Genomic DNA, 23,122 nt, shown 5'->3' with positions numbered 1-23,122 from the left:
TTGTGCATTCCGCAGCGTGGGGCTGCCTGGGTGGGTTTTTTCGGGCAACAGTCACCCTCACCACGGCCGGCGGGCCGTAGTCGGGAAACGGTGGGGAATTCTGTTTTTCGGTACGTCCCTGGGTTACGGCGACACGATGGTGGCGGTATCGCCCTCCTGTCCGATCAGTGCGGCGTTGGCCCAGTTGCCACACACCTGTGCGGGCTGCGTGCCTTGTGCGCCCAGCGTGCGCAGGCTCAGGCGCTGCAGGCCACGGATATCCAGTTCGGGCTTGACCACGCCCGGTGCCTTCACCAAGCCGCTGTCGTAGAGCAGGCGGTCATCGCCCCAGACTTGGAACTGCATGCCGCCGGCGCTGCGGCACGCATCGTCGATGCCCAGGTCCGCGCGCAGCAGGCGCCACTGACCCTGCAGCTGCAGGTCGATGCGGCTGGCTGGGCCCACGCCCAAGCCTCGGCGGAACAGCAGGCCGTTCATGCGCATGGGTTGCCCGCCCTGGAAGGCGAGGTCGGCGCGCACCTGTGCGTTGGCCGCGGCCGGCAAGGTCAGTTCGGACAGGTAGCGCTGCTGCGCCGGGCGCTCTGCAACCTGGTGTTCCAGGATCTGGAACGTGGACAGGGTGATCGGACCGACATCACGCGGTTGCAGTGCATCCACCGCACGCGCGACGTTGCCCTGCGCCGCAGTGACCATCGGGTCGCTGCCAGCGGCCACATCACCGTCCGGGTTCTGCACGCTGAGCACGCGGAAGCGCAGCAGGCGGCCGGCACGGGCGGGGAAGTCGATCTGCTGCAGGTCCTGCTTCAGCGCCAGGCGGCCGCGCTTGATCGGCTCGCCCCATTCGCCATTGGTGTCGGCCAGGTAGATCTCGTAGTCGCGGATCTGCCCGCTCTTCCAGTGCTGGTCATTGCGGGGTGCCAGTGCGATGCCGTCGATCAGGCGGCGCTCGCCGAAGCCGATCACCCATTCGTGGGCGCCGGTGCGCACGGCCTGGTTGCGCACGGTGCGGAACCAGGTGGCCGGGTCGTCGTCAAATGCCTTTTCCAGTTCGTAGCCGCGCTCTTCCGCCGGGCGGTTGACCACCAGCAGGCTGTCGGCCGGCAATGCGCGGCCCAACACCGGTGCGGCGGGGAACACATCATCGGCAGCTGCCGGTGCCTGCGCGATATCGAGCTGGAAGGCCAGCGGCTGGCGGATATCGGTGGGTACGGTACGCACATGCACGGTGCCACGGCGTTCACCTGCATCGAAGTACCAGCCTTCCGGCGCGGCCTGCCACGCGGCGGCATCTGTGAGCATCGGCAGCGCGCGGCCATCAAGACTTACCGCTGCCGGCTTCTGCCGGCTCAGTAGGCGCAGCGCGTAGCGGCGCTGTGCCAGCTGCCCCTGGTACTGACCGCGCACGCCATCGATGTTCACCTGCACCCGGCCACTGCCCTGCGCCGGGGCCTGCATGGTGACCTGCTGCTGGCTGGATTCGCCCTTCTCGTAGCGGCGCGTGTTGCCGTCGTCTTCGTACAGCGTGTACTGCGAGCTGCCCTGCGGGTAGAGGTCGAAGGTGACCTCATCCAGCGGTTTCTGGCCGTCGTACAGCATCTCCGGATACATCGGCACGATGGCACCGGCCCGCACGAACACGGGGATTGTTGCCAGATCGACCGGGCGGTCCAGCTGACGGCCTTCCGCACCGGCCAGCAGCGCGCGGCCATCCCAGTAATCGATCCAGCGGCCCTGCGGCAGGTGGATGTCGCGGCGCCAGCCACGGCTGGCGGCCTGGCTGCGGTACACCGGCGCCACGAGCAGGTCGCGGCCGAGCAGGAACTGGTACTTCCAGGTTTCGTTCCAGGCGTTGGGGTCCTGCGGGTAGTCCCACATCAGCGCGCGCAGGATCGGCGCGCCGGTCGTCGCCGCGTCGTGTGCCAGCCCGTACACGTACGGGGTCATGCGCATTTTCAGCTTGAGGTAATCGCGGTTGACGCTGCGGTAGGGCTCGTCGAACCACCACGGGTGCTTGCGCGCACTGCCCGACCAGCCCGACATGCCCATCAGCACCGGGGTGAAGCTCTTCCACTGCAGGTCGCGGGTGAAGGTTTCGGCGCTGCCGCCGAAGATCGCATCCACATCGCCACTGGCGTAGGCCATGCCCGAAAGGCCCGATCCGACCAGGGTGGGAATGTGCCAGCGGATGTAATCCCAACTGCTGCTCTGGTCGCCGGTCCAGGCGACCGCATAGCGCTGGATGCCGGCCCAGCCCATCACCGTCCACAGGAACGGGCGCGAATCGGAGTTGTGCAGGATGCCGTTGAACGCGGACTGGTTGGCATCCATCGCGAACTGGTAGCCCTTGCCGGTCCAGGCCACGTCCAGCTTCTGCACGCGGCTGCCGGCGGTGCCCACTTCCCAGGCGATCTTGTCCACGCCGTTCTCGGTCCACAGCCCGGTCTTGAAGCCGTAGCCAGCCAGCCCCTTCACCGTTTCCGGCAGGGCCTTGTAGCCGCAGCCGTAGCCGTCGTTGGGCAGGATCCAGCCGCCGGGCATGTCGTGTTCGCGGTACTGTTTTGCCACGCTTTCGACCACGTCCGGGGTGGTGCCGGTGGGGCCATCGCTCCAGCCTTCGGGCACGCTGCCGGGCTTCTTGATGTTGTCGCCATCGTTGTAGCAGTCGGCATCGCCGTACGAGAACGCCCAGCGCGGCAGCAATGCGGCGCGCCCGGTCAGTGCGGTGTAGCGGTCCAGCAGCGCGGGCAGGCCGGCGCCGACGAAGTAGTAGGCGTCGAAGCGGTCTTCGCGGTGCAGCAGCGTGGCCTGGTCGGCCTGGCGCAGATCGTAGCTGCCATCGCTCCAGGTGTTGCGCAGCATGCCCCATCCGCGCGAGCTGAGCAGCATCGGCGCCGGGTTGGGGCGGTCGCCCTCTTCCCAGCCACCGGAATACGACACCTCCAGCTCACGCCCCTTGAAAGCGAAGCGTCCGTTCTGCTGGCCACCGCCGACGAACTGTTCGTCGGCCTGGCTGCTCAGCACCTGCACGCTCTGTGCGGTATCCAGGTCCAGCGGCTGCAGTTCGCGCCACAGCGGCACGTCCTTGCCGGCCTCGCGCCGGTCCAGTGCCAGGCGCAGCGGGTGGCGCTGGATGTGCAGCACCAGCGCGTCGGTGCAGATGCGCACCTCGTTGCCGTCTTCTTCCAGCTGGAATGGCACGGCCGCAGTGGCCTGCGGCAGCACGATGGGGGCGGCCTTGTCGCCGGCCGGCAGCAGTTTGCCGGTGCGGCTGGCCTGCACGCGCAGCAGGTCGGGGCGCAGCAGGTCCACGCGCACGGTCATGCCGTTATCGGTGGTCAGCGTCCAGGCAGTGGCCGACGCGGCCGGCTCGGCACGTAGTGCGCTCAGGTTGCCCACCGGCGCTGCCAGCGCCGGTGTGGCCGCCAGCAGTGACAGAAGAGAGATGGCCAGTACGGTGCGTCGACAACGGGTAACCACTTCGCCCCCAAAGCCCGCGTTCGGCGGGTGTCCGAAACCAGTGCGGCCGACTATGGGGCAGGCTATCGAAAGATGTCAAGAAATTGAAAAGAAAAAAGATTAGGAATTCTATCAAAACGAAAGATGATGCAAAGCACCACTTTCCTTCTGCCAGCTGAATGCGCTAATTTTTTCGTTGCAGTCCGCGCAGATAGACGCGATCAATTGCGCAAGAACCGACATCGATAGTGAAGACTGTGACCCGAATATCTTATTTTAATCTTTCGATATTTGACATTTCGAAAGAAAACGCTGATCGTGCGGTCGCCCAACAGGAATAGCGAATGGACGTCACTCTGCTCCCCGATATGCCCGCCTGGCAGCGCCTGGGTGGCGCGCAAACCGCAGAAGAGATCGCGCAGCAACCCGCCCTGTGGTCGGCATTGGCCGACGTGCTGGAGGTCGCCCGCGAGCGCATCGATGCGTTCCTGGGTGACGCGCTGCGCCAGCCGGGCCAGCGGGTCATCTTCACCGGCGCCGGCAGTTCGGGCTTCATCGCCGAGATGGTCGCCGACCAGATCAATGCGCAGTGGCCGGCGGACGTCCGTGCCATCCACACCACCAGCCTGCTCACCCACCCGGCGCTGTACCTGCAGCGCGACCGCCCGACCCTGCTGGTGTCGTTCGGGCGCAGCGGCTCCAGCCCGGAAAGCGTGGCGGCGGTGGACCTGGTGCGGGCGCAGGTGGACGACGCGCGCTTCCTGGACATCACCTGCAATGCCGATGGCGCGTTGGCACAGCGCGGCCAAGGCCGCAGCGACACGCTGTCGCTGCTGATGCCGCCGGCCAGCTGCGACCGCGCCTTTGCCATGACCAGCAGCCTGAGCTGCATGCTGCTGGCCGCGTTGAGTGTGTTCGATGGCGCGCCGTGGGCCGAGCGCATCGCGCGCCTGCGCACCCTGGCCGAGCGCGGTACGCAGGCGGTAAGCAACTGGGACGCCCCGGTAGCAGCGCTCGCGCGCACCGATATCTCGCGGGTGATCTACCTGGGCAGTGGCCCGCTCGAAGCGACCGCGCGCGAAGCGGCGCTGAAAGTGCTGGAACTCACTGCCGGCCGGGTGCTGGCGCTGGCCAACACCCCGCTCGGGTTCCGCCACGGGCCGAAATCCACGCTCAACGGCACCACGCTGGTGGTGGTGCTGCGCAGCGCGCAGCCGCTGGCGCGACGCTACGAGCAGGACCTGCTGGAAGAGCTGCGCCGCGATGGCATCGCCGCCCGCGTGATCTCGGTCGGCCCGGCCGGCAGCGACAGTGCCGACGGCGATTTCCTGCTGCAGGTACCTGCCCTGCCCGATCCGTGGCTGGCCCCGCTGTGGCTGGTGATGGCGCAGTGCTTCGCGCTGCAGCGTTCGGCCGCGCTCGGCCTGACCCCGGACAACCCGTTCCCGGATGGCACGGTCAACCGCGTGGTGCAGGGCGTGACGATCCACGACCATGGCTGAGCAGCGCATGCAGACCTGGTACGGCATCGATATCGGCGGCACCAAGATTGAACTGGTGGCCTGCGACGCTGCGTTGAACGTGCATTATCGCCAGCGCGTGGCGACGCCCACGAATGACTACGCCGCCTTCGTGGCGGCGGTCGGCCAGCTGGTGGATGACGCCGATGCAGCCGTTGGCACGCATGCCGTCGCGGTAGGGCTGGGCCTGCCCGGTGTGCGCGATCGGGACAGCGGCCGCCAGTTGAGCGCCAACGTGCCCGCGTTGAGCGGCCACACGGTGGGGCATGACCTGGAAGCACGGTTGCAGCGCCCGCTGGCACTGGGTAACGACCTGCAGTGTTTCGCCCTGTCCGAAGCGCACGACGGCGCCGCCGCCGGCTACCCCAGCATGTTCGGGGTGATCCTGGGCACCGGCGCGGGCGGTGGCTACTGCCTGGACGGAAAGCTCGTCGCGGGCAACAACGGCATTGCCGGTGAGTGGGGCCACTGGAGCCTGCCGGCCACGCTGCAGCTGCGCCATGACCTGCCGCTGCTGGACTGCGGCTGTGGCCTGCGCGGCTGCCTGGAGCGCTATGTCTCCGGCAGCGGCCTGGCGATGATCCACGAACGCCATGGCGGCCTGGCCTGCGACGCCACCGCCGTGGTGGAGCAGGCGCAGGCCGGCGATCCGATCGCGCTGCAGGCACTGGCCATCCACCGCGACCTTCTCGGCTACAGCTTCGCCAGCCTGATCCTGGCGCTGGACCCGCACGTGATCGTGCTGGGGGGCGGGCTGTCGAAACTGGAGCAGCTGTACCGCGACCTGCCTGCCGCCATTGCGCCCTACCTGTTCAACGGGGTGCGCGTGCCGCCGATCCTGCCGCCAGCCTTCGGCGATGCCGGCGGTGCACGCGGCGCGGCGCTGCTGGCGCGCCAGCACCATCCCGCGCCCTGAATCCCTTCTTTCCGTTCCGCTGCACCGGGAGTGTTGCCATGTCTGCCGTCCAATCGTTGATCGCCGCCCATCGCCAGGGCCAGCCCGTTGGCCTGTACAGCGTGTGCTGCAGCAACGAGCAGGTGCTGCTGGCCGCCATGCAGGTCGCGCGCGAACACGACACCGTGCTGCTGATCGAAGCTACCTCCAACCAGGTGGACCAGTTCGGCGGCTACACCGGCATGACCCCGCCGCAGTACCGCGATTACGTGCTGCAGCTGGCGCGCAGCCAGGGCTTCCCGGCGGAGCGGCTGATCCTGGGCGGCGACCATCTCGGCCCGAACGCCTGGCAGAAGGGGCCGGCCGACGTCGCGATGGCCAACGCGCGCACCCTGGTTGCCGCCTACGTGGCCGCCGGCTTCCACAAGATCCACCTGGACTGCAGCATGTCCTGCGCCGATGACCCGACCCCGCTGCCGGATGCGGTCGTGGCCGCGCGCTCGGCCGAACTGGCGCGCATTGCCGAACGCACGGCCGCGGAGAACGGGCTGCCGCCACCGGTCTACGTGATCGGTACCGAAGTGCCTGTTCCCGGTGGCGAAGCCTCCCTGGAAGGTGGCTTGGCCGTGACCACGCCCACCGCTGCCGCCGTCACGCTGGCGATTCACCGCGAGGCATTTTCCGCACCGGACCTGGTGCCGGCCTGGGAGCGGGTGATCGCCATGGTGGTGCAGCCCGGCGTGGATTTCGACCACAGCAGCGTGCACCACTACGACCCGGCCGCCGCCCGCGAGCTCTCGGCGTTCGTGGAAACCCAGCCGCGCATCGTGTTCGAAGCCCATTCCACCGATTACCAGACCGAAGCCGGCCTGCATGCGCTGGTGCGCGACCACTTCGCCATCCTCAAGGTGGGCCCGGCGGCGACCTACGCGTTCCGCGAGGCGGTGTTCGCGCTGGCGATGATCGAACGCGAGCTCCTTCCCGGTGAGGAAGCGTCACGGATCATCGAGGTCCTGGACCGCTGCATGCTCGACAAGCCGTCCAGCTGGGCCAGCTACTACCAGGGCGACGCGCACGAACAGCGCCTGCTGCGCGCCTATTCGCTGAGCGACCGCAGCCGCTACTACTGGGGCGAACCGGCCGTGCAGGCCGCGCTGGCCACCCTGGTCGACAACCTCACCCGCCATGCCCCCCCGCTCATGCTGCTCAGCCAGTACCTGCCCGAACAGCTGCGCGCGGTGCAGGCCGGTGAGCTGGCGGCCGAACCGCTGGCGCTGATCCGGCACAAGGTGGGGCTGCGCCTGGCGGAATACGCCCGGGCTTGCGCTCGCAATGCGTTCGGCGCGGATAACGAAGCTTTTTCTGCCACGGAGCTTTCGGAACGGTAAGCTTCGGCTTTCCTTCCGAATGGAATCGCCCATGCGCAACACACGGCAGCGCCGCCAACAGATCCTGCAGTTGCTGGTCGAACACGGCAACGTGCAGGTCAGCGAACTGGTGGAGCGCTTCGGCGTTTCGGCAGTGACCATTCGCGCCGACCTGACCCACATCGAAGCGCAGGGCCTGGCCACGCGTACCCACGGCGGCGCCAACCTGGTGCGCAAGCCACCGCTGGAGCAGGACATCCATGAAAAGGACACGCTGAACCTGCCGCTGAAAGACAGCATCGGCGCGCATGCCGCGCGGCTGGTGCGCGCCGGCGACAACATCATCATCGATTCGGGTTCCACCACCATGACGCTGGCGCGCCACCTGCGCGAACACCGCGACGTGACGGTGATGACCAACGGGCTGAACATCGCCTGGGAGCTGGCCAATGCACCGGGCGTGGAACTGCTGCTCACCGGGGGCCTGCTGCGCAAGCAGTCACTGTCGCTGCAGGGCAGCCAGGCCGAGGCCAGCCTCAATACCTACAGCTTCGACACCCTGTTCCTGGGCGTGGACGGGCTGGACCTGCAGTTCGGGCTCACCACCCACCATGAAGCCGAGGCCCGCCTCAACCACCGCATGGTGGAGCGCGCACGGCGCGTGGTGGTGCTCACCGACGCCTCCAAGTTCGGCCACGTCAGCCTGCACCGCATCGCCCGCCTGGACCAGGTCCATACCATCATCACCGATGCCAGCATCGATGCGGAGTACCTGGAAGGGCTGCAGAAGCTGGGCATCGAAGTGATCATTGCCGAGTCGCCGCCTTGAACCCGGTTTCCACCCTGCATGGCCGCATCCTGACCCCGTCCGGGTGGGTGCGCGGCGACATCGCCTTTGACCAGCGCATCGTGTCGATCAGCAGCGACCACGCTGACCCGCGTGGCGATGACGAGGTGCCGCTGATCCTGCCAGGCTTCATCGACCTGCATGTGCATGGCGGTGCCGGGGTGGACATCATGCAGGGCGGAAATACCGCGCAGACGGTGGCACGCGCGCACGCGCGGCATGGCACCACCGCGCTGCTGGGCACCACCATGACCGCCGAGGCAGGCGACATCGTGCGTGCGCTGCAGGGCCTGTCCATCGCGATTTCCCAGCGTGATAGCGGCATGGCGCGCGTGCTGGGCGTGCATCTGGAAGGTCCGTTCATCAGCGCCGAGCGCCTGGGTGCGCAGCCGCCGCTGGTGGTGGAAGCCACGCTGGAGGATGTGCGCCGCCTGCACGCCATCGCACCGATCAAGGTGCTGACCCTGGCACCGGAAATCGGCCAGCACCTTGCATTGATCCCCGCATTGAACGCGCTCGGAATCCGCGTGCAGCTGGGACACAGCGCAGGCAGTTACGAGCAGGGCGTGGCCGCGCTGGAGGCAGGTGCCGCCGGCTTCACCCATCTGTTCAACGGCATGACCGGCGTGGACCACTACCACCCCGGCATCGCCACGGCGGCGCTGGCGCATGCCGAGTACGCCGAACTCATTCCCGACCTCCAGCACGTGCACCCCGGCGCGATCCGCACCGCGCTGCGCGCGATTCCGCGCCTGTACTGCGTGACCGACGCCACCGCGGCCACCGGCATGCCCGATGGCGAATACGCGCTGGGCGTGCAGCGCGTGCACAAGTGCCTGGGCTGCGTGCGCCTGGAAAGCGGCTCGCTGGCCGGCAGCGCGCTGACCATGGACCAGGCACTGCGCAACCTGGTTGCGCTGGGTCTGGCGTTGGATGACGCATCCAACCGCGTTTCACGCTACCCCGCCGACTATCTGGGCCTGGATGACCGCGGCCGCCTGCAACCGGGCGCGTGGGCGGACCTGGTCGTGCTCGACCATGACCTGCGCGTGCAGCAGGTAGTGGTGGAAGGCGAACGCATCACGCTTGACTGAGTGATTCCGCGCCCCGTGCGGCGCGTTCCAACGTAGACAGGACCGCACCATGAACGACGCTTCCGCCGTGATGCCCGTGCCCGCTTCCGCCAATGCGCCGCGTTGGCCGGTGCGCTATCTGCTCTTCATCGGCGGCATGGGCGGCCTGCTCTACGGCATCGACATCGGCATCATCGCCGGCGCCCTGCCTTACCTCGAGGCCACGGCCACCGCCAGCTGGCACCTGACCACCCAGCAGCTTGGCTTCGTGGTGGCTGCGGTGCTGCTGGGCAGCGTGCTGTCCTCGCTGTTTGCCGGCGCCGTGGCCGACCTGATCGGCCGGCGCGGCGCGATGGTGCTGGCCGGCGTGCTGTTCACCGCCAGCATTCCGGTGATGGCGCTGTCCGAAGGCTATGGACCGCTGTTGATGGGGCGCCTGCTGCAGGGCATCAGCGGCGGCCTGATCGGCGTGGTGGTGCCGCTGTACCTCGCCGAAGTGTTGAGTCCCGAACGACGCGGGCGTGGCGCGGCGATGTTCCAGCTGCTGCTCACCATCGGACTGGTACTGGCGGCGGTGATCGGGCTGTATCACGCCCACAGCGTGGACGCCGCCACTGCCGCCGTGCGCCACCTGCCGGGCGAGGAGCAGCAGCGCATGTTGTTCGCGGTGAAGGATCACGCCTGGCGCACCATCTTCTGGAGTTGCCTGCTGCCCGGGTTGGTGTTCACCGGCGGCGCGTTGCTGATCAGCGAATCGCCCCGTTGGCTGGTGCGGCGCGGCCGCATTGAGAAAGCACGCAGCGCCCTGCAGCGCACGGTGGCGCCGGCGGAGGTGGAAGCCACGCTGGCGCGCATGCAGGCGCCCGATGCACCGGCCAGCGATGGCAGCCCGGCCAGGCGCGATCCGCTGCTGAGCCGCCGCTATGTGTGGCCCTTCGTGCTGGCCTGCCTGGTGCTGGCCTTCACCCAGGCGACCGGCATCAACTCGGTACTGGCCTATGCGGTGAACATCCTCCACCAGGCGGGGCTGCCCGGCGCGGTGGCCAACTGGGCCGATGTCTCCATCAAGCTGCTCAATGCGCTGATGACCATCGTCGCGCTGGTGCTGGTGGATCGCAAAGGCCGCAAGTTCCTGTTGATGCTGGGCACCGGCGGCATCACCATCGCGCTGCTGGGCGCCGCGCTGCTGTTCGTTCGCAGCGAACACGGGCGGTTGGATGTACAGCCCGCGCTACAGCAGCAGGTGTATGGGCAGTCGCTGTCACTGCCAATGGATGCCGCGCAGTGGCGGCGGCTGGATGGCAACGCCGACGGTCAGCCGCTGCAGCTCACGGTGTCCTACGCCTACGGCGGCTTCAGCAACGTGCGTTCGCTGCGCAGCGACAACCCCATCGACGCCACGCTGCAGATCCGCCGCGAAGACGCGGTGTCGGCTGACAGCGTGATCGGCGCGTTCTTCCGCCGCCTCAACCTCAACCCGTTCCCGGATCCGGCCGCCGCCGTCCAGGCACCGCTGGTGATCGAGCGCGCGGTCATCGGCCCGGTGCCCTCGCCCACGCACGGCTGGCTGGTGGCCGGCTGCATCCTGCTGTTCGTGGCGTTCTTCGCGGTGGGCCCGGGCGTCTGCGTGTGGCTTGCGCTGTCGGAGCTGATGCCTACCCGCATCCGCTCCAACGGCATGAGCATCGCGCTGCTGATCAACCAGTTCGTATCCACGGTGATCGCGGCGATCTTCCTGCCCACGGTGGGCCACCACGGCTACGCCAGCATGTTCTTCTTCTGGGCCGGCTGCACGCTGCTGTACTTCCTGGTGGCCGCGTTCCTGCTGCCGGAAACCAAGGGCAAGACGCTGGAGGAGATCGAAGCGCGGTTCCGCTAGACAGCGCTACGGTCGCCCGGTGATCCGGGTAACCAGCGCGGTGGCTTCGTCCGCCTCAAGGCCCGAGGTCATCATGCTCTCGCCGAAGGGGCCGCTGAGGTTCGCCCGGGAGATCGGTTCGCCATCGACGGTGAGCACCATCGTCCGTCCGACCAGGCGCTCGGTGGCGCTGTGGATGCGGGGCGCGGCGGCGTCGGTGAACGCGTAGTACACGTTGGCCTTTCCGTCCTCGTTGACCACTTGGCGCACGCTGGCAATTGCGCCGGTCGTGAACACGGGCGGGTTGGCCAGCTTGACGGTCTCCCCGTGTGCGAAGCGGACCTCGACGCCCGGCTCGCCGACCTCCGCGACCGGGCGCATTTCGATGCGTACATCGGCGAGCGGCGGGTTGCCCTGCGCTGCAGGGTTCAACGCCGCGCCGTTGTGCTGGTTGCATGCCGTGACCAGCAGCAGGCTCGCTGCCGCCAGGCTCCATCGCCATCCGTTGCGCATTGCCGTACTCCCATTGTTTGAAGCATTGTGGCCCGAACCGGAGCCGTCAGCGCAACTTCCTGAGCCGGAACGCCACCACGACCTGCAGTACGCCGTAGATCAGGCTGCCGATGCCGATCCACAGCGTGGTCACCGCCACCCCGCCGAGCGGGTTGCCGAACATCATGACGCCCAGCACGATGGCCAGCAGGCCGCTGACGATCAGCAGCCATTCGCCTTCTATCTGCCTGCGTACGCGGATGGCGAACACGATGCGGTACACACCGGCCAGGATCAGCCAGATCGCCAGCAGCAGCACCAGCACCTTGGCCGTCACCAGGGGGTTGATCACTGCCAGCGCGCCAAAACCGATCGAGGCCAGCGCGTAGACCAGTGCCCAGCCGCGCGGCGCACCGCTGTTGCCGCTGAATACCGCGAACAGGCTGACCAGGCCTTCCACCAGCGCCATCACGCCGATGGCCCAGGCCAGCCCGGCGGCGGCGGACAGCGGCCGGACGATGGCGATCAGGCCGAAGCCGATCGCAATCAAGCCATACAGCAGCACCACCCACCAGCTGCGGCCCACCAGCGACAACAGCGACGTAGTGCGCAGTTCCGGAGCCTGGCTCATGACGGTGTTCCTGGGAGGAGAGTCAACCGCGATGCTAGGCCCAGCCCCTGTGCAGGCCATGGCAAGGTGTCACGGCGCCCGGGCGCAGACCCACAGCGTGGCCTCCTGCAGGCCAGACCGGCGCAGCGCCCTCACGGCCGCGTCCAGGGTGGCGCCGGTGGTCATCACATCGTCCACGAGGGTCAGCCGGGACGGCGGGGTGGCCCGCACGGCGAAGGCGCCTTTGAGGTTCTGGCGACGTGCGTCCGCGTCCAGCGTGGACTGGGCCAGGGTCGCCCGGCTGCGGCACAGCCCGGTCCAGAGCGGCAACTGGAGCTCCCGCGCCAACGGGCGGGCCAGTTCCCGGGCCTGGTCGTAGCCCCGCTCGCGAAGGCGGCGCCCATGCAGCGGCATTGGCAGCAGCGGGTACTCCGCGAAGTCCGGCACGGCGTGCAGCATCAGCTGCGAGAGCAGCCGCCCTGCGGCCAGGTCCTGGTGGAACTTGAAGCGCAGCACCAGCCGGTCGATCGGCGGCGCGTACAGGAAGGTCGCCGCCGCCCCGGCCTGCCGCGGCGGCTCGGCCAGGCAGCCACCGCACACCTTGGCCGGTTCATCCGGCGGCAGCGGCAGCGCGCACAGCGGGCAGGCATGGTCGTTCCACGGAAGCTCGGCGTAGCAGGCGGCACACAGATCCAGCCCATCATTTCCCGGATTGGCGCAGACCAGACAGCGCAGCGGCAGGCAGTGATGCCCCAACCAGCCCAGCAGATCGTAAACTTTGCGAAAGTCCATATGGTTGACAGCCTCCTTCAACCTCACCAGACTGCCGCCCCTTCGCTCCCCAATCTGTCAGGACACTCCCATGGCTTCTGTCATCCGCCACGACTGGCACCCCCAGGAGCTGCTGGCGCTGTTCGAGCTGCCCTTCCCGGAGCTGCTGCACCGGGCGGCGGGCGTGCACCGGGAGCACTTTGATCCCACCGAGGTGCAGGTCTCGACCCTGCTCTCGGTCAAGACCGGCGGCTGCCCGGAGGACTGCGCGTATTGCCCGCAGGCGCAGCGCTACGACACCGGGGTGAGCGCACAGAAGCTGATGGCCACCGACGACGTGGTCGCCAAGGCCCGCCAGGCCAAGGCGGCCGGGGCGTCGCGGTTCTGCATGGGCGCGGCGTGGCGGTCGCCCAAGGACCGCGACATCCCCAAGGTGGCGGCGATGATCCGCGAGGTGAAGGCACTGGGGCTGGAAACCTGCGCCACGCTGGGCATGCTCGACGGCGCGCAGGCCGTGGCGCTGCGCGAGGCCGGGCTGGACTACTACAACCACAACCTGGACACCGCGCCGGATTACTACGACTCGATCATCCACACCCGCCAGTACCAGGACCGGCTGGATACGCTCGAACACGTGCGCGAGGCCGGGCTGAAGACCTGCTGCGGCGGCATCGTCGGCATGGGCGAAACCCGCGCGCACCGCGCCGGGCTGCTGCTGGCGCTGGCCAACCTGCCGGCGCACCCCGATTCGGTGCCGATCAACCGGCTGGTGCAGGTGGCCGGCACGCCGCTGCATGGGAGTGCCGAACTGGACGCGTTCGAGTTCGTGCGGATGATCGCGGTGGCCCGCATCGTGATGCCCAGGGCAATGGTGCGGCTGTCGGCCGGGCGCGAAGCAATGAGCGATGAGCTGCAGGCGCTGTGCTTCCTGGCCGGGGCCAACTCGATCTTTTACGGCGAAAAACTGCTGACCACCGGCAACCCGGATACCGAGCGCGACCTGGCCCTGTTCAGCCGGCTGGGTCTGCGCCCGATGGCGGTGCAGGTGGATGCGGCCGGGCATGACCACCCCGGCACCGTGCATGCCGACATCACCTGTGGCGGTGGTTGCGGACAAGCGGCCTGAGCCCTGCCCCGGGCGGTGCAGCGCAGCGCCCGGCAACCGGGTACGCTAGCTGCCCTGCCTGCCCATGACATTGACGACCATGGCCCGTACCGACCTGCACGACCGCATCCAGTCCCAGCGCAAGCTTCGCGAAGCGCAGGGCCGTATCCGCGTGCGCCGCACGGTAACCCGGCGCGATGGCGTGCGCCTGGAGGTCAATGGCCAGTGGCTCACCGGCTTCTGCAGCAATGATTATCTGGGCCTGTCCCAGCAATTCGGCGTGGTCAGCGCGCTGCAGGATGCCGCCGCGCGCGAAGGTGCCGGGGCGGGCGCTTCACACCTGATCTGCGGCCATCATGCGCTGCATGAAGCGCTGGAACAGGAAGTGGCCGACTGGTTGGGCTACCCGCGTGCGCTGCTGTTTGGCAGCGGCTTTGCCGCCAACCTGGCGGTGCAGCAGGCACTGCTCAGCGAAGAAGACGATGTGTGCGTGCAGGACCGGCTCAACCACGCCAGCCTGCTCGATGCCACGCGCCTGGCCGGCTGCCGCCTGCGCCGCTACCCGCACCTCGATACCGAAGGCGCGCTGCGCCAGCTCAAGCACGCGCCCGACGGCGCGGCGATGCTGGTCACCGATGGTGTCTTCAGCATGGATGGCGACATCGCCCCGCTGCGCTCACTCTCGCTGGTGGCGCGCATGCAGGAAGCGGTGTTGTACGTGGACGACGCACACGGCGTGGGCGTGATCGGCGAGCACGGCCGCGGCTGCGTGGCCGACGCCGGGCTGGGCGTGGCCGATGTGCCGCTGCAGCTGGTCACGCTGGGCAAGGCCTTGGGTGGCAGCGGCGCGCTGGTGGTGGGCGACGAGGCGATGATCCAACACCTGGCCGAAACCGCACGCCCCTACATCTACACCACGGCGGTGCCGCCGGCGCAGGCGGCGGCGGCATTGGCCGCCGTGAAGCTGGCCCGCCGCGACGACTGGCGCCGCGAGAAGCTGGCCGAACTGGTCGGCGTGTTCCGTGCCGGCGCGCGCCAGCATGGGCTGGAACTGATGCCCTCCGATACGCCGATCCAGCCGCTGCTGTGCGGGGCCGAGTCGACCGTGATGGGCCTGTCGGCCGCGCTTGAAGCGGCTGGTTTCCTGGTCAGCGCGATCCGTCCGCCGACCGTGCCCGAGGGCAAGGCACGCCTGCGCGTGACCCTGTCGGCGCTGCACACGGTGCCGGAAGTACGTGCGCTCACCGATGCCATCGCCCACGCACGCGACCAGGTGCTGCGCCAGCAGGCACTGGATGCGCTGAGCGCGTGATGCACGGCGGTTGGGTGTGAGCATGCATATCGAGGTGGTCGGCAGCGGGCCGGCGCTGGTACTGATCCACGGCTGGGCCCTGCATGGCGGTGTGTTCGCGCCGCTGGTGGAGCGGTTGTCGGCGCAGTTCGAGCTGCATCTGGTCGACCTGCCCGGGCACGGCAACAGCCGCGACGATGCCACCCCGCTGCGCCTGCCGTTCGTGGTCGGTGCGATTGCCGCCGCGACCCCGCCGGCCGTGTGGTGTGGTTGGTCGCTGGGTGGGCTGTTCGCGCTGCATGCGGCGGCCACGCTGCCCAAGGTGCGTGGGCTGGCGATGATCGCGGCCACACCGCGCTTCGTGCGTGGCGAGGACTGGCCATACGCAGTGGAAACTGCGGTCTTCGAACAGTTCGGCCAGGACCTGGCGCAGGACTATCGCGGCACGCTGGAGCGCTTCCTGGCCCTGGATGCGATGGGCTCCGAACACGCCCGGCAGGAACTGCGCAGCCTGCGCGCGGCGCTGGTAGCGCGCGGTGAGCCCGCCCCGCGTGCCCTGCAGGAAGGCCTTCGCCTGCTGGAAAGCGCTGACCTGCGTGGCGCCCTGCCCCGCCTGCCCGTGCCCAGCCTGTGGTTGGCCGGTCAACGCGACCGGCTGGTGTCGGCGCGGGCGATGCAGGCCGCTGCCGCGCTCGCACCGCGTTCCAGCGTGCATGTAGTGGCCCATGGCGGACACGCGCCGTTCCTAGGCCACACCGACGAGGTGGCGGCGCAGCTGCAACACTTCGTTGCCTCGCTTTCCTGACCCACCCGCGCGCGCATCGCCGATCATGTACGCCTGTCCCCCACTACGGAACTGATGCATGGACCTTGGAATCGCCGGCCGCTGGGCCCTCGTCTGCGCTGCCAGCAAAGGCCTGGGACTGGGCTGCGCCCGCGCGCTGGCGCGCGAGGGCGTGAACGTGGTGATCGCCGCCCGCGGTGAGGAAGCCCTCGCCCACGCCGGTGAAGAACTCCGGGCGCTGCCGGGTGCCGGCAAAGTAATCACGGTGGTCGCCGATGTCACCACCGAGGCCGGCCGCGCGGCGGCGCTGGCCGCCTGCCCGCAGGTGGACATCCTGGTCAACAACGCCGGTGGGCCGCCGGCGGGCGACTTCCGCCAGTTCGAGCGCGAGGACTGGATCGCTGCGCTGGACGCGAACATGCTGGCGCCGATCGCGCTGATCCGTGCCACCGTGGATGGCATGATCGAACGTGGCTTCGGGCGCGTGGTCAACATCACCTCCTCGTCGGTGAAGGCACCCATCGACATCCTGGGCCTGTCCAATGGCGCGCGCTCGGGCCTGACCGGCTTCGTCGCCGGGCTGGCGCGCCGCACCGTGGCCCACAACGTCACGCTCAACAACCTGCTGCCCGGCCAGTTCGACACCGACCGGCTGCGCGGCAACTTTGCCTACATGGCGCAGCAGCAGGGCGTGGATGCGGGGCAGATCGCCGAGCGCAAGCGCACCCACATTCCGGCCGGGCGCTTCGGCACCGCCGATGAGTTCGGCGCGGCGTGCGCGTTCCTGTGCAGTGCGCAGTCGGGTTACATCACCGGGCAGAACCTGTTGATTGATGGCGGGGCTTACCCCGGTACGTTCTGAGTTTCCGGCGCACGACCAACGGTCGTGCGCTACCGCATAGTGAGCCTTACATGACCGCCAGCTTTGATCCCCAGCACGTCCGCCGCGCGTTTTCGCGCGCCGCCAGCAGTTACGACGCCGCCGCTGCCCTGCAGCGCGAGGTGGAGAAGCGGCTGCTCGAATCGCTGGACTATCTCGAAAGCCGGCAGCCGGAGGTGGTGCTGGACGTGGGCAGCGGCACCGGCCACGCCAGTGCGGCGATGAAGAAGCGCTGGCCCAAGGCGCAGGTGATCGCGCTGGACATGGCCGAGCCGATGCTGCGCGAAGCGAAGAAGCAGGCCGGCTGGTGGAAGCCCTTCACCCGGGTGTGCGGTGATGCGCAGGCGTTGCCTCTGCGCGATCAGAGCGTGGATGTGATCTACAGCAACCTGTGCCTGCAGTGGGTGGAGGACCTGCCCGCGGTGTTCGCCGGTTTCCGCCGCGTGCTCAAGCCGGGCGGGCTGCTGGTGTGTTCCACGTTCGGCCCGGAAACGCTGATCGAGCTGCGCGACGCGTTCGCCAGCGCCGATGACACCTCGCACGTGAGCCGGTTCCCGCCGATTGCGCAGTTCGGCGACGCGCTGATGATGTCCGGCTTCCGCGACCCGGTGCTGGACCGCGACCTGTTCACGCTCACCTATTCCGACATGGATGCACTGATGCGCGAGCTGCGCGCCATTGGCGCAACCAATGCACGCCAGGATCGCCGGCATACGTTGACCGGGCGCGGCAGGTTCGCTGCAGCGCGCGCCGCCTATGAACCGCTGCGTCGCGAGGACGGCACGCTGCCCAGCAGCTGGGAAGTGATTTACGCGCACGCGTGGGCGCCGGATGCGGGCGCGCCGATCCGCGAGCGCGGGCAGGATGTGGCCAGCGTCCCCGTGTCGGCGATTCCGATCCGGCGCAAGACCACCTGACCAACCAGAAATATCGGTCAGGAACCGTTCGCGGACGGGAACATGTCCCGATGGAAGAAATAGATTTCCTGCGCCAGGAACTTCCAGCTGGTGTGGAAGCTGCGGAACCGCGTGCTCGGCGTTGACGAGGCCAGTGCATCGATGCCCAGTTCGCGGGCCAGGCGCAGCGCGCGCGCCATGTGCAGCGGGTCGCTGACGATGATCACCCGGTGCAGCTTGTGCTGGTCCATCAACAGCCGCGCTTCGGCCAGGTTCTGGCGGGTGGTGCGCGAGGCGGTTTCAATCAGGATCGCGTCGTCCGGCACGCCCTGTTTCAAGGCGTAACGGCGCGCGACCTGCGATTCGGAAAAGCGCGCGCCGGTGCCGCCGTAGCCGCCGGTGAAGATCAGCAATGGCGCGTAGCCCTGGCGGTACAGATCCAGCCCATGCCGGATGCGCTCTTCGAACACCGGCGACGGCTTGGCGTCGTAGGCCGCCGCGCCCAGCACGATGATCGCATCGGCCTTGGCCGCCTGGTCGCGCTCACCGACCCAGACGATCCACGCGGTGACACACAGCAGCCAGGCCGCCAACAGCATGCACAGCCGCCACAGCCAGCCCACCAGCCCGACCCGTGCGCGCCGGGTCATGCTGCGGCCCAGGGCAGGGCGTCCAGGTCGACGTTGCCGCCGGACAGCACCACGCCCACCCGCTGCCCGGCAAACCGCGCGGGCTGGGACAGGATCGCGGCCAGCGCAATCGCCGAGGACGGTTCCACCACCTGCTTGAGCACCTGCCACAGCAGGCGCATGGCCGCGACGGTGGCCGCATCGTCCACGGTGATCACCTCGGCCGCGCCCTGCAGCAGCGCGAAGTTCGGCGCGCCGAGCGTGCCTCGCAGGCCATCGCAGATCGTGTCGGGGGTGAAGTCCAGCCGGCGCTCGCCGGCGTGCAGCGAACGGGCCGTATCGGCGGCGCCCTCCGGTTCGGCCAGTACCAGCCGCGTGACCGGACTCACCGCCTGCAGCGCCAGCCGGGTTCCAGCCGCCAGGCCACCGCCGCCCACCGGGACCACCAGCGTATCGAACGGACCGTGGCTGCCCAGCAGCTCCAGCGCCGCCGTGCCCTGCCCGGCAATGACGTGGGAATCGGCATAGGGATGGACCAGGGTGGCGCCGGTCTCGGCCTCGACCTGGGCGCACATCGCCTCGCGCGCGGCGATGGTCGAGTCGCAGCGCCACAGGGTGGCGCCATGACGCACGATGTTGGCCAGCTTGGCCGCTACCGCGCCTTCCGGCACCACCACATGGCAGGCAATGCCACGGGTGCGCGCGGCGAGCGCCAGCGCCGCACCGTGGTTGCCCGACGAATGGGTGACCACCCCGCGTGCGGCGACGGCCTCGGGCAGCGCCCAGACCGCGTTGCAGGCGCCGCGGAACTTGAAGGCACCGCCGCGCTGCAGATGCTCGGCCTTGAACGCCAGCCGAGCCCCGCTCAACGCGCCCAGCACCTGCGACTGCAGCACCGGGGTGACGCTGGCATGCGGCGCGATGCGCGCGGCGGCGGCCAAAAGGTCATCGACGCAGGGCAAGGATGAATCGGTCATGACACAAGATTAACGTGCCACGATGGCAACCGTTCATCCGGCCTGGGCAAAGTTAAGGGCCGATTCAATGCGGCGGCCTGAAGCTGGGCCATACCCCAGGGGGACCCTTCCATGAAAATGCGCCTCATGCTTGCCGGCAGCCTGTTGCTGACGCTGTCTGGCTGCGCGACTTACGACTACGTGGGCGGCGGTGGTGGTGGCAACGGTTACTACCACGGCGCGCCGTCGGTGGAGTACCGCTACCCGGCCGGCTACCCATACGGCTATGGCAGCGGCTACTACGGTGGCGGTGGCTATTACGGTTATGGCGGCTACGGTGGTTACAGCAACTACCCGATCTACCGGCCGTACCCGAACTACCGCCCGCCGCACAATCACCGCCCGCCGCCCCGCCCGGGCAACGGCAATGGTGGCCAGGTGCGCCCGCCGGACCGACCGCGCCCGCCTTACAACGGCGGTTCGCCGTGGCGGAACATGGATTCGGTGGGGCGCCCACCGCGTCCGGACCGCCCGCCGCAGCAGCGCCCCCAATCGCAGCAGCAACAGCGTCCGGTGAGCGCGCCGCAGTCCCGACCCAGCCAGCCGGCCCAGCGCAGCAATGGCTCTCCCTGGCGAAATATGAATAAGTTCAACCAGCGCACACATGAGAACTAAGACCGCTTGATTTTCACCTGCCTGGCAGGTCAATCTAGCCGGGCAGTGACGGCCTCGGTCGAAAAGTGACAAAAACGACATACGGCGTCACATTGAGCTCTATGTCGATATCCGACAGGAACATCTGGATCCCCCCTGTTCCGGCCCTGTCGGATGTCGGCACCTACAACGCAGAAGGCCCCGCCAATGGCGGGGCCTTTTGTTCTATGGGGATAAAAAACAGGGCCGACAGTCCCCCGACTGCCGGCCCTTCTGCTTCCCCGGGATGCGCATGGATCGGCCCCTGTTCCAATTCCGATCCGTAGCGCCTTTCGGCGCCTGCCATCCTGGGTGCTATTGGGTTATCTGCAGAGAACGTGCCAACTTTAGGGTTGATTGCGAATTTTTTTGCAGGCCCCCGTTCACGGACCCGGCGCGAACGGCGCTAAAATGACCACCGCGCCCTGTCCCAGGGCGGTTCCGGGCCGTACCGGCCCTGCCCTTGAGCACCCCATGACCGATTCTTTCTACGGCTACGACGTCATCGTGATCGGCGGCGGCCATGCCGGCACCGAAGCCGCGCTGGCAGCTGCCCGCAGCGGCGTACGCACCCTGCTGCTGACCCACAACGTGGAAACCATCGGCGCGATGAGCTGCAACCCGGCCATCGGCGGGATCGGCAAGGGTCATCTGGTCAAGGAAATCGACGCCCTGGGCGGCGCCATGGCGCATGCCGCCGACCGCGCCGGCATCCAGTGGCGCACGCTCAATGCCTCCAAGGGCCCGGCCGTGCGCGCGACCCGCTGCCAGGCCGACCGCAACCTGTACCGGATGGCCATCCGGGCGATGGTCGAGGCGCAGCCCAACCTGACCGTGTTCCAGGCCGCCGTGGATGACCTGGTCATCGAAGGTGACGCCGTGCGTGGCGTGATCACCCAGACCGGGCTGCAGTTCAACGCCCCGGCCGTGGTGCTTACCGCCGGCACCTTCCTGGCCGGTAAGATCCATGTCGGCCAGACCCAGTACGCCGCCGGCCGCATGGGCGACCCGCCGGCCACCACGCTGGCCGCGCGCCTGCGCGAGCGCCCGTTCGCGATCGACCGGCTCAAGACCGGCACCCCGCCGCGCATCGATGGCCGCTCGCTGGACTACAGCGTGATGGACGAGCAGCCCGGCGACGACCCGCGCCCGGTGATGTCCTTCCTGGGCAGCGTGGCCGAGCACCCGCCGCAGGTGAGCTGCTGGATCACCCACACCAGCGAGCACACCCACGAGATCATCCGCAGCGCGCTGCACCGCTCGCCGCTGTACAGCGGCCAGATCGAAGGCATCGGCCCGCGCTACTGCCCGTCCATCGAAGACAAGGTGGTGCGCTTTGCCGAGAAGGCCAGCCACCAGATCTTCGTCGAGCCCGAAGGGCTGGACGTGGTGGAGATCTACCCCAACGGCATTTCCACCTCGCTGCCGTTCGATGTGCAGCTGGCGCTGGTGCGCAGCATCCGTGGCTTCGAGAACGCGCACATCACGCGGCCGGGCTACGCCATCGAGTACGACTTCTTCGACCCGCGCGGGTTGAACAACACGCTGGAAACCAAGTCGGTGTCCGGGCTGTTCTTCGCCGGGCAGATCAACGGCACCACCGGCTATGAAGAGGCGGCCGCGCAGGGCCTGCTGGCCGGCCTCAACGCCGCCCGCCGCGTGCGCGACGAGGCCGGCTGGTGCCCGCGCCGCGACGAGGCCTACCTGGGCGTGCTGGTGGATGACCTGATCACCCATGGCACCACCGAGCCGTACCGCATGTTCACCAGCCGCGCCGAGTACCGGCTGCAGCTGCGCGAAGACAACGCCGACGTGCGCCTGACCGGCATCGGCCGTGGGCTGGGCGTGGTCGACGACCGGCGCTGGGCCGCCTTCCAGGTCAAGCAGGAGGCGGTGGCGCAGGAATCGGCGCGCCTGCGTGCACTGTGGGCGACCCCGGCCAACGCGCTGGGCCGCGAAGTGGAAGCCGCGCTGGGCGTGGCGGTCAGCCGCGAAACCAATGTGCTGGACCTGATCAAGCGCCCGGAACTGGATTACGCCAAGCTGATGCAGGTGCCCTCGCTGGGCCCAGGCGTGGCGGATGCGAAGGTGGCCGAGCAGGTCGAGATCGGGGTGAAGTACGCCGGCTACCTGGACCGCCAGCGCGAGGAGATCGAACGCCAGCAGCGCCATGAGAACACCGCCATCGATGCGGCGTTCGATTACACCGGCGTGCGCGGGTTGTCGGCCGAAGTGCAGCAGAAGCTGGAGCGGGTACGCCCGCAGACCATCGGCCAGGCCCAGCGCATCCCGGGCATGACCCCGGCGGCGATCTCGCTGCTGCTGGTGCACCTGGAACGCGCCCGGCGCAGCCGGGTGGCGTAACCACGGCGGTATCATGGTGGCCTGCCTCGTGGAGCGTCACCATGTCCCCCCTTCGTCCCTTCCTCGATACCTTCCCCGTCGTTGGCGAGCGCGCCTGGATCGACCCGGGCTGCACGATCATCGGTGACGTGGTGCTCGGGGACGATGTGTCGGTGTGGCCGGGCACGGTGATCCGCGGCGACGTCAACCATGTGCGGATCGGCGCGCGCAGCAACATCCAGGATGGCACCATCATCCATGTCAGCCACCACAGCCCCTACAACAAGGGCGGCTACCCGACACTGATCGGTGAGGGCGTCACCGTCGGCCACGGCACCATCATCCATGCCTGCACGATCGGCGAGTACAGCCTGATCGGGATGGGGGCGTGCATCCTCGATGGCGCCACCGTGAGCCGGCACAGCTTCGTCGGCGCCGGTGCGGTGATCGGGCCGGGCAAGTTGGTGGGCGAAGGGGAGTTGTGGGTGGGCAACCCGGCCCGACCGGTGCGTACGCTCAGCGACCAGGAGATCGAGTCGCTGCATTACTCGGCCGACCACTACGTGCGGTTGAAGGACAAGTACTTGGGGATGTGACCCCGCACACGGTAAAGTCGGTCTCCGACCCAGGAAGCAGTCGAGAACCGCATGCCGTTG

General features: G+C 68.4%; 20 protein-coding genes. 14 read left to right on the top strand and 6 right to left on the bottom strand.

Annotated elements, in window-relative coordinates; all coding sequences use genetic code 11:
• Positions 1 to 123: 123 nt before the first annotated feature.
• A complete protein-coding gene (locus QE395_RS00925) occupies positions 124 to 3,477 on the bottom strand; it encodes a TIM-barrel domain-containing protein (RefSeq protein ID WP_306987307.1) in 3,354 nt (1,117 codons plus the stop codon).
• A gap of 323 nt (positions 3,478 to 3,800) precedes the next feature.
• Between QE395_RS00925 and QE395_RS00920 the strand changes: the two genes are divergently transcribed.
• From QE395_RS00920 to QE395_RS00895, 6 genes are read left to right on the top strand one after another with little or no spacing between them, the layout of a single operon-like run.
• Positions 3,801 to 4,958, top strand: coding sequence for an SIS domain-containing protein (locus QE395_RS00920; protein WP_095363182.1), 1,158 nt, complete (start codon positions 3,801 to 3,803; stop codon positions 4,956 to 4,958).
• Positions 4,951 to 5,892: an ROK family protein gene (locus QE395_RS00915; protein WP_255220473.1), complete on the top strand. Its 942-nt coding sequence runs from the start codon at positions 4,951 to 4,953 to the stop codon at positions 5,890 to 5,892. The genes QE395_RS00920 and QE395_RS00915 overlap by 8 nt, the downstream gene beginning before the upstream one ends.
• A gap of 38 nt (positions 5,893 to 5,930) precedes the next feature.
• Positions 5,931 to 7,259, top strand: coding sequence for a D-tagatose-bisphosphate aldolase, class II, non-catalytic subunit (locus QE395_RS00910; protein WP_095363183.1), 1,329 nt, complete (start codon positions 5,931 to 5,933; stop codon positions 7,257 to 7,259).
• Between the two features lie 31 nt (positions 7,260 to 7,290).
• Positions 7,291 to 8,067: a DeoR family transcriptional regulator gene (locus QE395_RS00905; protein ID WP_095363184.1), complete on the top strand. Its 777-nt coding sequence runs from the start codon at positions 7,291 to 7,293 to the stop codon at positions 8,065 to 8,067.
• Positions 8,064 to 9,179 (top strand): N-acetylglucosamine-6-phosphate deacetylase, encoded by a 1,116-nt coding sequence (gene nagA / locus QE395_RS00900; protein ID WP_095363185.1) that lies wholly within the window; start codon positions 8,064 to 8,066, stop codon positions 9,177 to 9,179. The genes QE395_RS00905 and nagA overlap by 4 nt, the downstream gene beginning before the upstream one ends.
• A 49-nt stretch (positions 9,180 to 9,228) precedes the next feature.
• Entirely contained in the window at positions 9,229 to 11,037 is a 1,809-nt protein-coding gene (locus QE395_RS00895; RefSeq protein ID WP_306987306.1) for an MFS transporter, read from the top strand.
• A gap of 6 nt (positions 11,038 to 11,043) precedes the next feature.
• On the opposite strand, the gene QE395_RS00890 is transcribed toward QE395_RS00895, so the two are convergent.
• The 3 genes from QE395_RS00890 to QE395_RS00880 all read right to left on the bottom strand — a co-directional run bounded on the left by QE395_RS00890 (position 11,044) and on the right by QE395_RS00880 (position 12,910).
• The gene (locus tag QE395_RS00890) at positions 11,044 to 11,529 is read right to left on the bottom strand and encodes a hypothetical protein (protein ID WP_068854352.1); all 486 of its coding nucleotides are present in this window, start codon (positions 11,527 to 11,529) and stop codon (positions 11,044 to 11,046) included.
• Between the two features lie 46 nt (positions 11,530 to 11,575).
• On the bottom strand, positions 11,576 to 12,139 hold the full coding sequence (locus tag QE395_RS00885) for a DUF308 domain-containing protein (protein ID WP_068854353.1): 564 nt from the start codon (positions 12,137 to 12,139) through the stop codon (positions 11,576 to 11,578).
• Between the two features lie 69 nt (positions 12,140 to 12,208).
• Entirely contained in the window at positions 12,209 to 12,910 is a 702-nt protein-coding gene (locus tag QE395_RS00880; RefSeq protein ID WP_306987305.1) for a ComF family protein, read from the bottom strand.
• A 70-nt stretch (positions 12,911 to 12,980) separates the two neighbouring features.
• Here QE395_RS00880 and bioB point away from each other — a divergent pair, with 70 nt between their 5' ends.
• The 5 genes from bioB (at position 12,981) to bioC (ending at position 17,866) form a co-directional block, all read left to right on the top strand.
• On the top strand, positions 12,981 to 14,015 hold the full coding sequence (gene bioB, locus QE395_RS00875) for a biotin synthase BioB (protein WP_306987304.1): 1,035 nt from the start codon (positions 12,981 to 12,983) through the stop codon (positions 14,013 to 14,015).
• A gap of 79 nt (positions 14,016 to 14,094) precedes the next feature.
• Positions 14,095 to 15,306, top strand: a complete 1,212-nt coding sequence (gene bioF / locus QE395_RS00870; RefSeq protein WP_068854356.1) for an 8-amino-7-oxononanoate synthase — start codon at positions 14,095 to 14,097, stop codon at positions 15,304 to 15,306.
• A gap of 22 nt (positions 15,307 to 15,328) precedes the next feature.
• The gene (bioH, locus tag QE395_RS00865; RefSeq protein ID WP_210131449.1) at positions 15,329 to 16,090 is read left to right on the top strand and encodes a pimeloyl-ACP methyl ester esterase BioH; all 762 of its coding nucleotides are present in this window, start codon (positions 15,329 to 15,331) and stop codon (positions 16,088 to 16,090) included.
• Positions 16,091 to 16,148: 58 nt separating this feature from the next.
• Positions 16,149 to 16,931, top strand: a complete 783-nt coding sequence (locus tag QE395_RS00860) for an SDR family oxidoreductase (RefSeq protein ID WP_068854358.1) — start codon at positions 16,149 to 16,151, stop codon at positions 16,929 to 16,931.
• A gap of 50 nt (positions 16,932 to 16,981) precedes the next feature.
• Complete coding sequence (gene bioC / locus QE395_RS00855; protein WP_068854359.1) at positions 16,982 to 17,866, top strand: malonyl-ACP O-methyltransferase BioC; 885 nt, start codon at positions 16,982 to 16,984, stop codon at positions 17,864 to 17,866.
• 17 nt (positions 17,867 to 17,883) lie between these two features.
• On the opposite strand, the gene QE395_RS00850 is transcribed toward bioC, so the two are convergent.
• The gene (locus QE395_RS00850) at positions 17,884 to 18,507 is read right to left on the bottom strand and encodes a YdcF family protein (RefSeq protein ID WP_306990385.1); all 624 of its coding nucleotides are present in this window, start codon (positions 18,505 to 18,507) and stop codon (positions 17,884 to 17,886) included.
• Entirely contained in the window at positions 18,492 to 19,451 is a 960-nt protein-coding gene (locus QE395_RS00845) for a pyridoxal-phosphate dependent enzyme (protein WP_306987302.1), read from the bottom strand. The genes QE395_RS00850 and QE395_RS00845 overlap by 16 nt, the downstream gene beginning before the upstream one ends.
• Before the next feature lie 111 nt (positions 19,452 to 19,562).
• Here QE395_RS00845 and QE395_RS00840 point away from each other — a divergent pair, with 111 nt between their 5' ends.
• The 3 genes from QE395_RS00840 to QE395_RS00830 all read left to right on the top strand — a co-directional run bounded on the left by QE395_RS00840 (position 19,563) and on the right by QE395_RS00830 (position 23,062).
• On the top strand, positions 19,563 to 20,105 hold the full coding sequence (locus tag QE395_RS00840) for a hypothetical protein (RefSeq protein WP_306987300.1): 543 nt from the start codon (positions 19,563 to 19,565) through the stop codon (positions 20,103 to 20,105).
• Between the two features lie 492 nt (positions 20,106 to 20,597).
• Entirely contained in the window at positions 20,598 to 22,487 is a 1,890-nt protein-coding gene (gene mnmG / locus QE395_RS00835) for a tRNA uridine-5-carboxymethylaminomethyl(34) synthesis enzyme MnmG (protein ID WP_249833289.1), read from the top strand.
• 41 nt (positions 22,488 to 22,528) lie between these two features.
• A complete protein-coding gene (locus tag QE395_RS00830; RefSeq protein ID WP_306987299.1) occupies positions 22,529 to 23,062 on the top strand; it encodes a gamma carbonic anhydrase family protein in 534 nt (177 codons plus the stop codon).
• The last annotated feature ends 60 nt before the right edge of the window (positions 23,063 to 23,122 follow it).

Origin of the sequence: Stenotrophomonas sp. SORGH_AS_0282 (genome assembly GCF_030818125.1) — a bacterium.
In the GTDB taxonomy this organism is placed as follows: Bacteria; Pseudomonadota; Gammaproteobacteria; order Xanthomonadales; family Xanthomonadaceae; genus Stenotrophomonas; species Stenotrophomonas rhizophila_A.
This window is presented reverse-complemented; position numbering and strand designations above follow the sequence as displayed.

Coding starts and splice junctions, on each gene's coding strand:
- QE395_RS00920 (WP_095363182.1), top strand. CDS start 3,801: ATGGACGTCACTCTGCTCCCCGATATGCCCGCCTGGCAGCGCCTGGGT.
- QE395_RS00915 (WP_255220473.1), top strand. CDS start 4,951: ATGGCTGAGCAGCGCATGCAGACCTGGTACGGCATCGATATCGGCGGC.
- QE395_RS00910 (WP_095363183.1), top strand. CDS start 5,931: ATGTCTGCCGTCCAATCGTTGATCGCCGCCCATCGCCAGGGCCAGCCC.
- QE395_RS00905 (WP_095363184.1), top strand. CDS start 7,291: ATGCGCAACACACGGCAGCGCCGCCAACAGATCCTGCAGTTGCTGGTC.
- QE395_RS00895 (WP_306987306.1), top strand. CDS start 9,229: ATGAACGACGCTTCCGCCGTGATGCCCGTGCCCGCTTCCGCCAATGCG.
- QE395_RS00890 (WP_068854352.1), bottom strand. CDS start 11,529: ATGCGCAACGGATGGCGATGGAGCCTGGCGGCAGCGAGCCTGCTGCTG.
- QE395_RS00885 (WP_068854353.1), bottom strand. CDS start 12,139: ATGAGCCAGGCTCCGGAACTGCGCACTACGTCGCTGTTGTCGCTGGTG.
- QE395_RS00880 (WP_306987305.1), bottom strand. CDS start 12,910: ATGGACTTTCGCAAAGTTTACGATCTGCTGGGCTGGTTGGGGCATCAC.
- bioB (WP_306987304.1), top strand. CDS start 12,981: ATGGCTTCTGTCATCCGCCACGACTGGCACCCCCAGGAGCTGCTGGCG.
- bioF (WP_068854356.1), top strand. CDS start 14,095: ATGGCCCGTACCGACCTGCACGACCGCATCCAGTCCCAGCGCAAGCTT.
- bioH (WP_210131449.1), top strand. CDS start 15,329: ATGCATATCGAGGTGGTCGGCAGCGGGCCGGCGCTGGTACTGATCCAC.
- QE395_RS00860 (WP_068854358.1), top strand. CDS start 16,149: ATGGACCTTGGAATCGCCGGCCGCTGGGCCCTCGTCTGCGCTGCCAGC.
- bioC (WP_068854359.1), top strand. CDS start 16,982: ATGACCGCCAGCTTTGATCCCCAGCACGTCCGCCGCGCGTTTTCGCGC.
- QE395_RS00845 (WP_306987302.1), bottom strand. CDS start 19,451: ATGACCGATTCATCCTTGCCCTGCGTCGATGACCTTTTGGCCGCCGCC.
- QE395_RS00840 (WP_306987300.1), top strand. CDS start 19,563: ATGAAAATGCGCCTCATGCTTGCCGGCAGCCTGTTGCTGACGCTGTCT.
- mnmG (WP_249833289.1), top strand. CDS start 20,598: ATGACCGATTCTTTCTACGGCTACGACGTCATCGTGATCGGCGGCGGC.
- QE395_RS00830 (WP_306987299.1), top strand. CDS start 22,529: ATGTCCCCCCTTCGTCCCTTCCTCGATACCTTCCCCGTCGTTGGCGAG.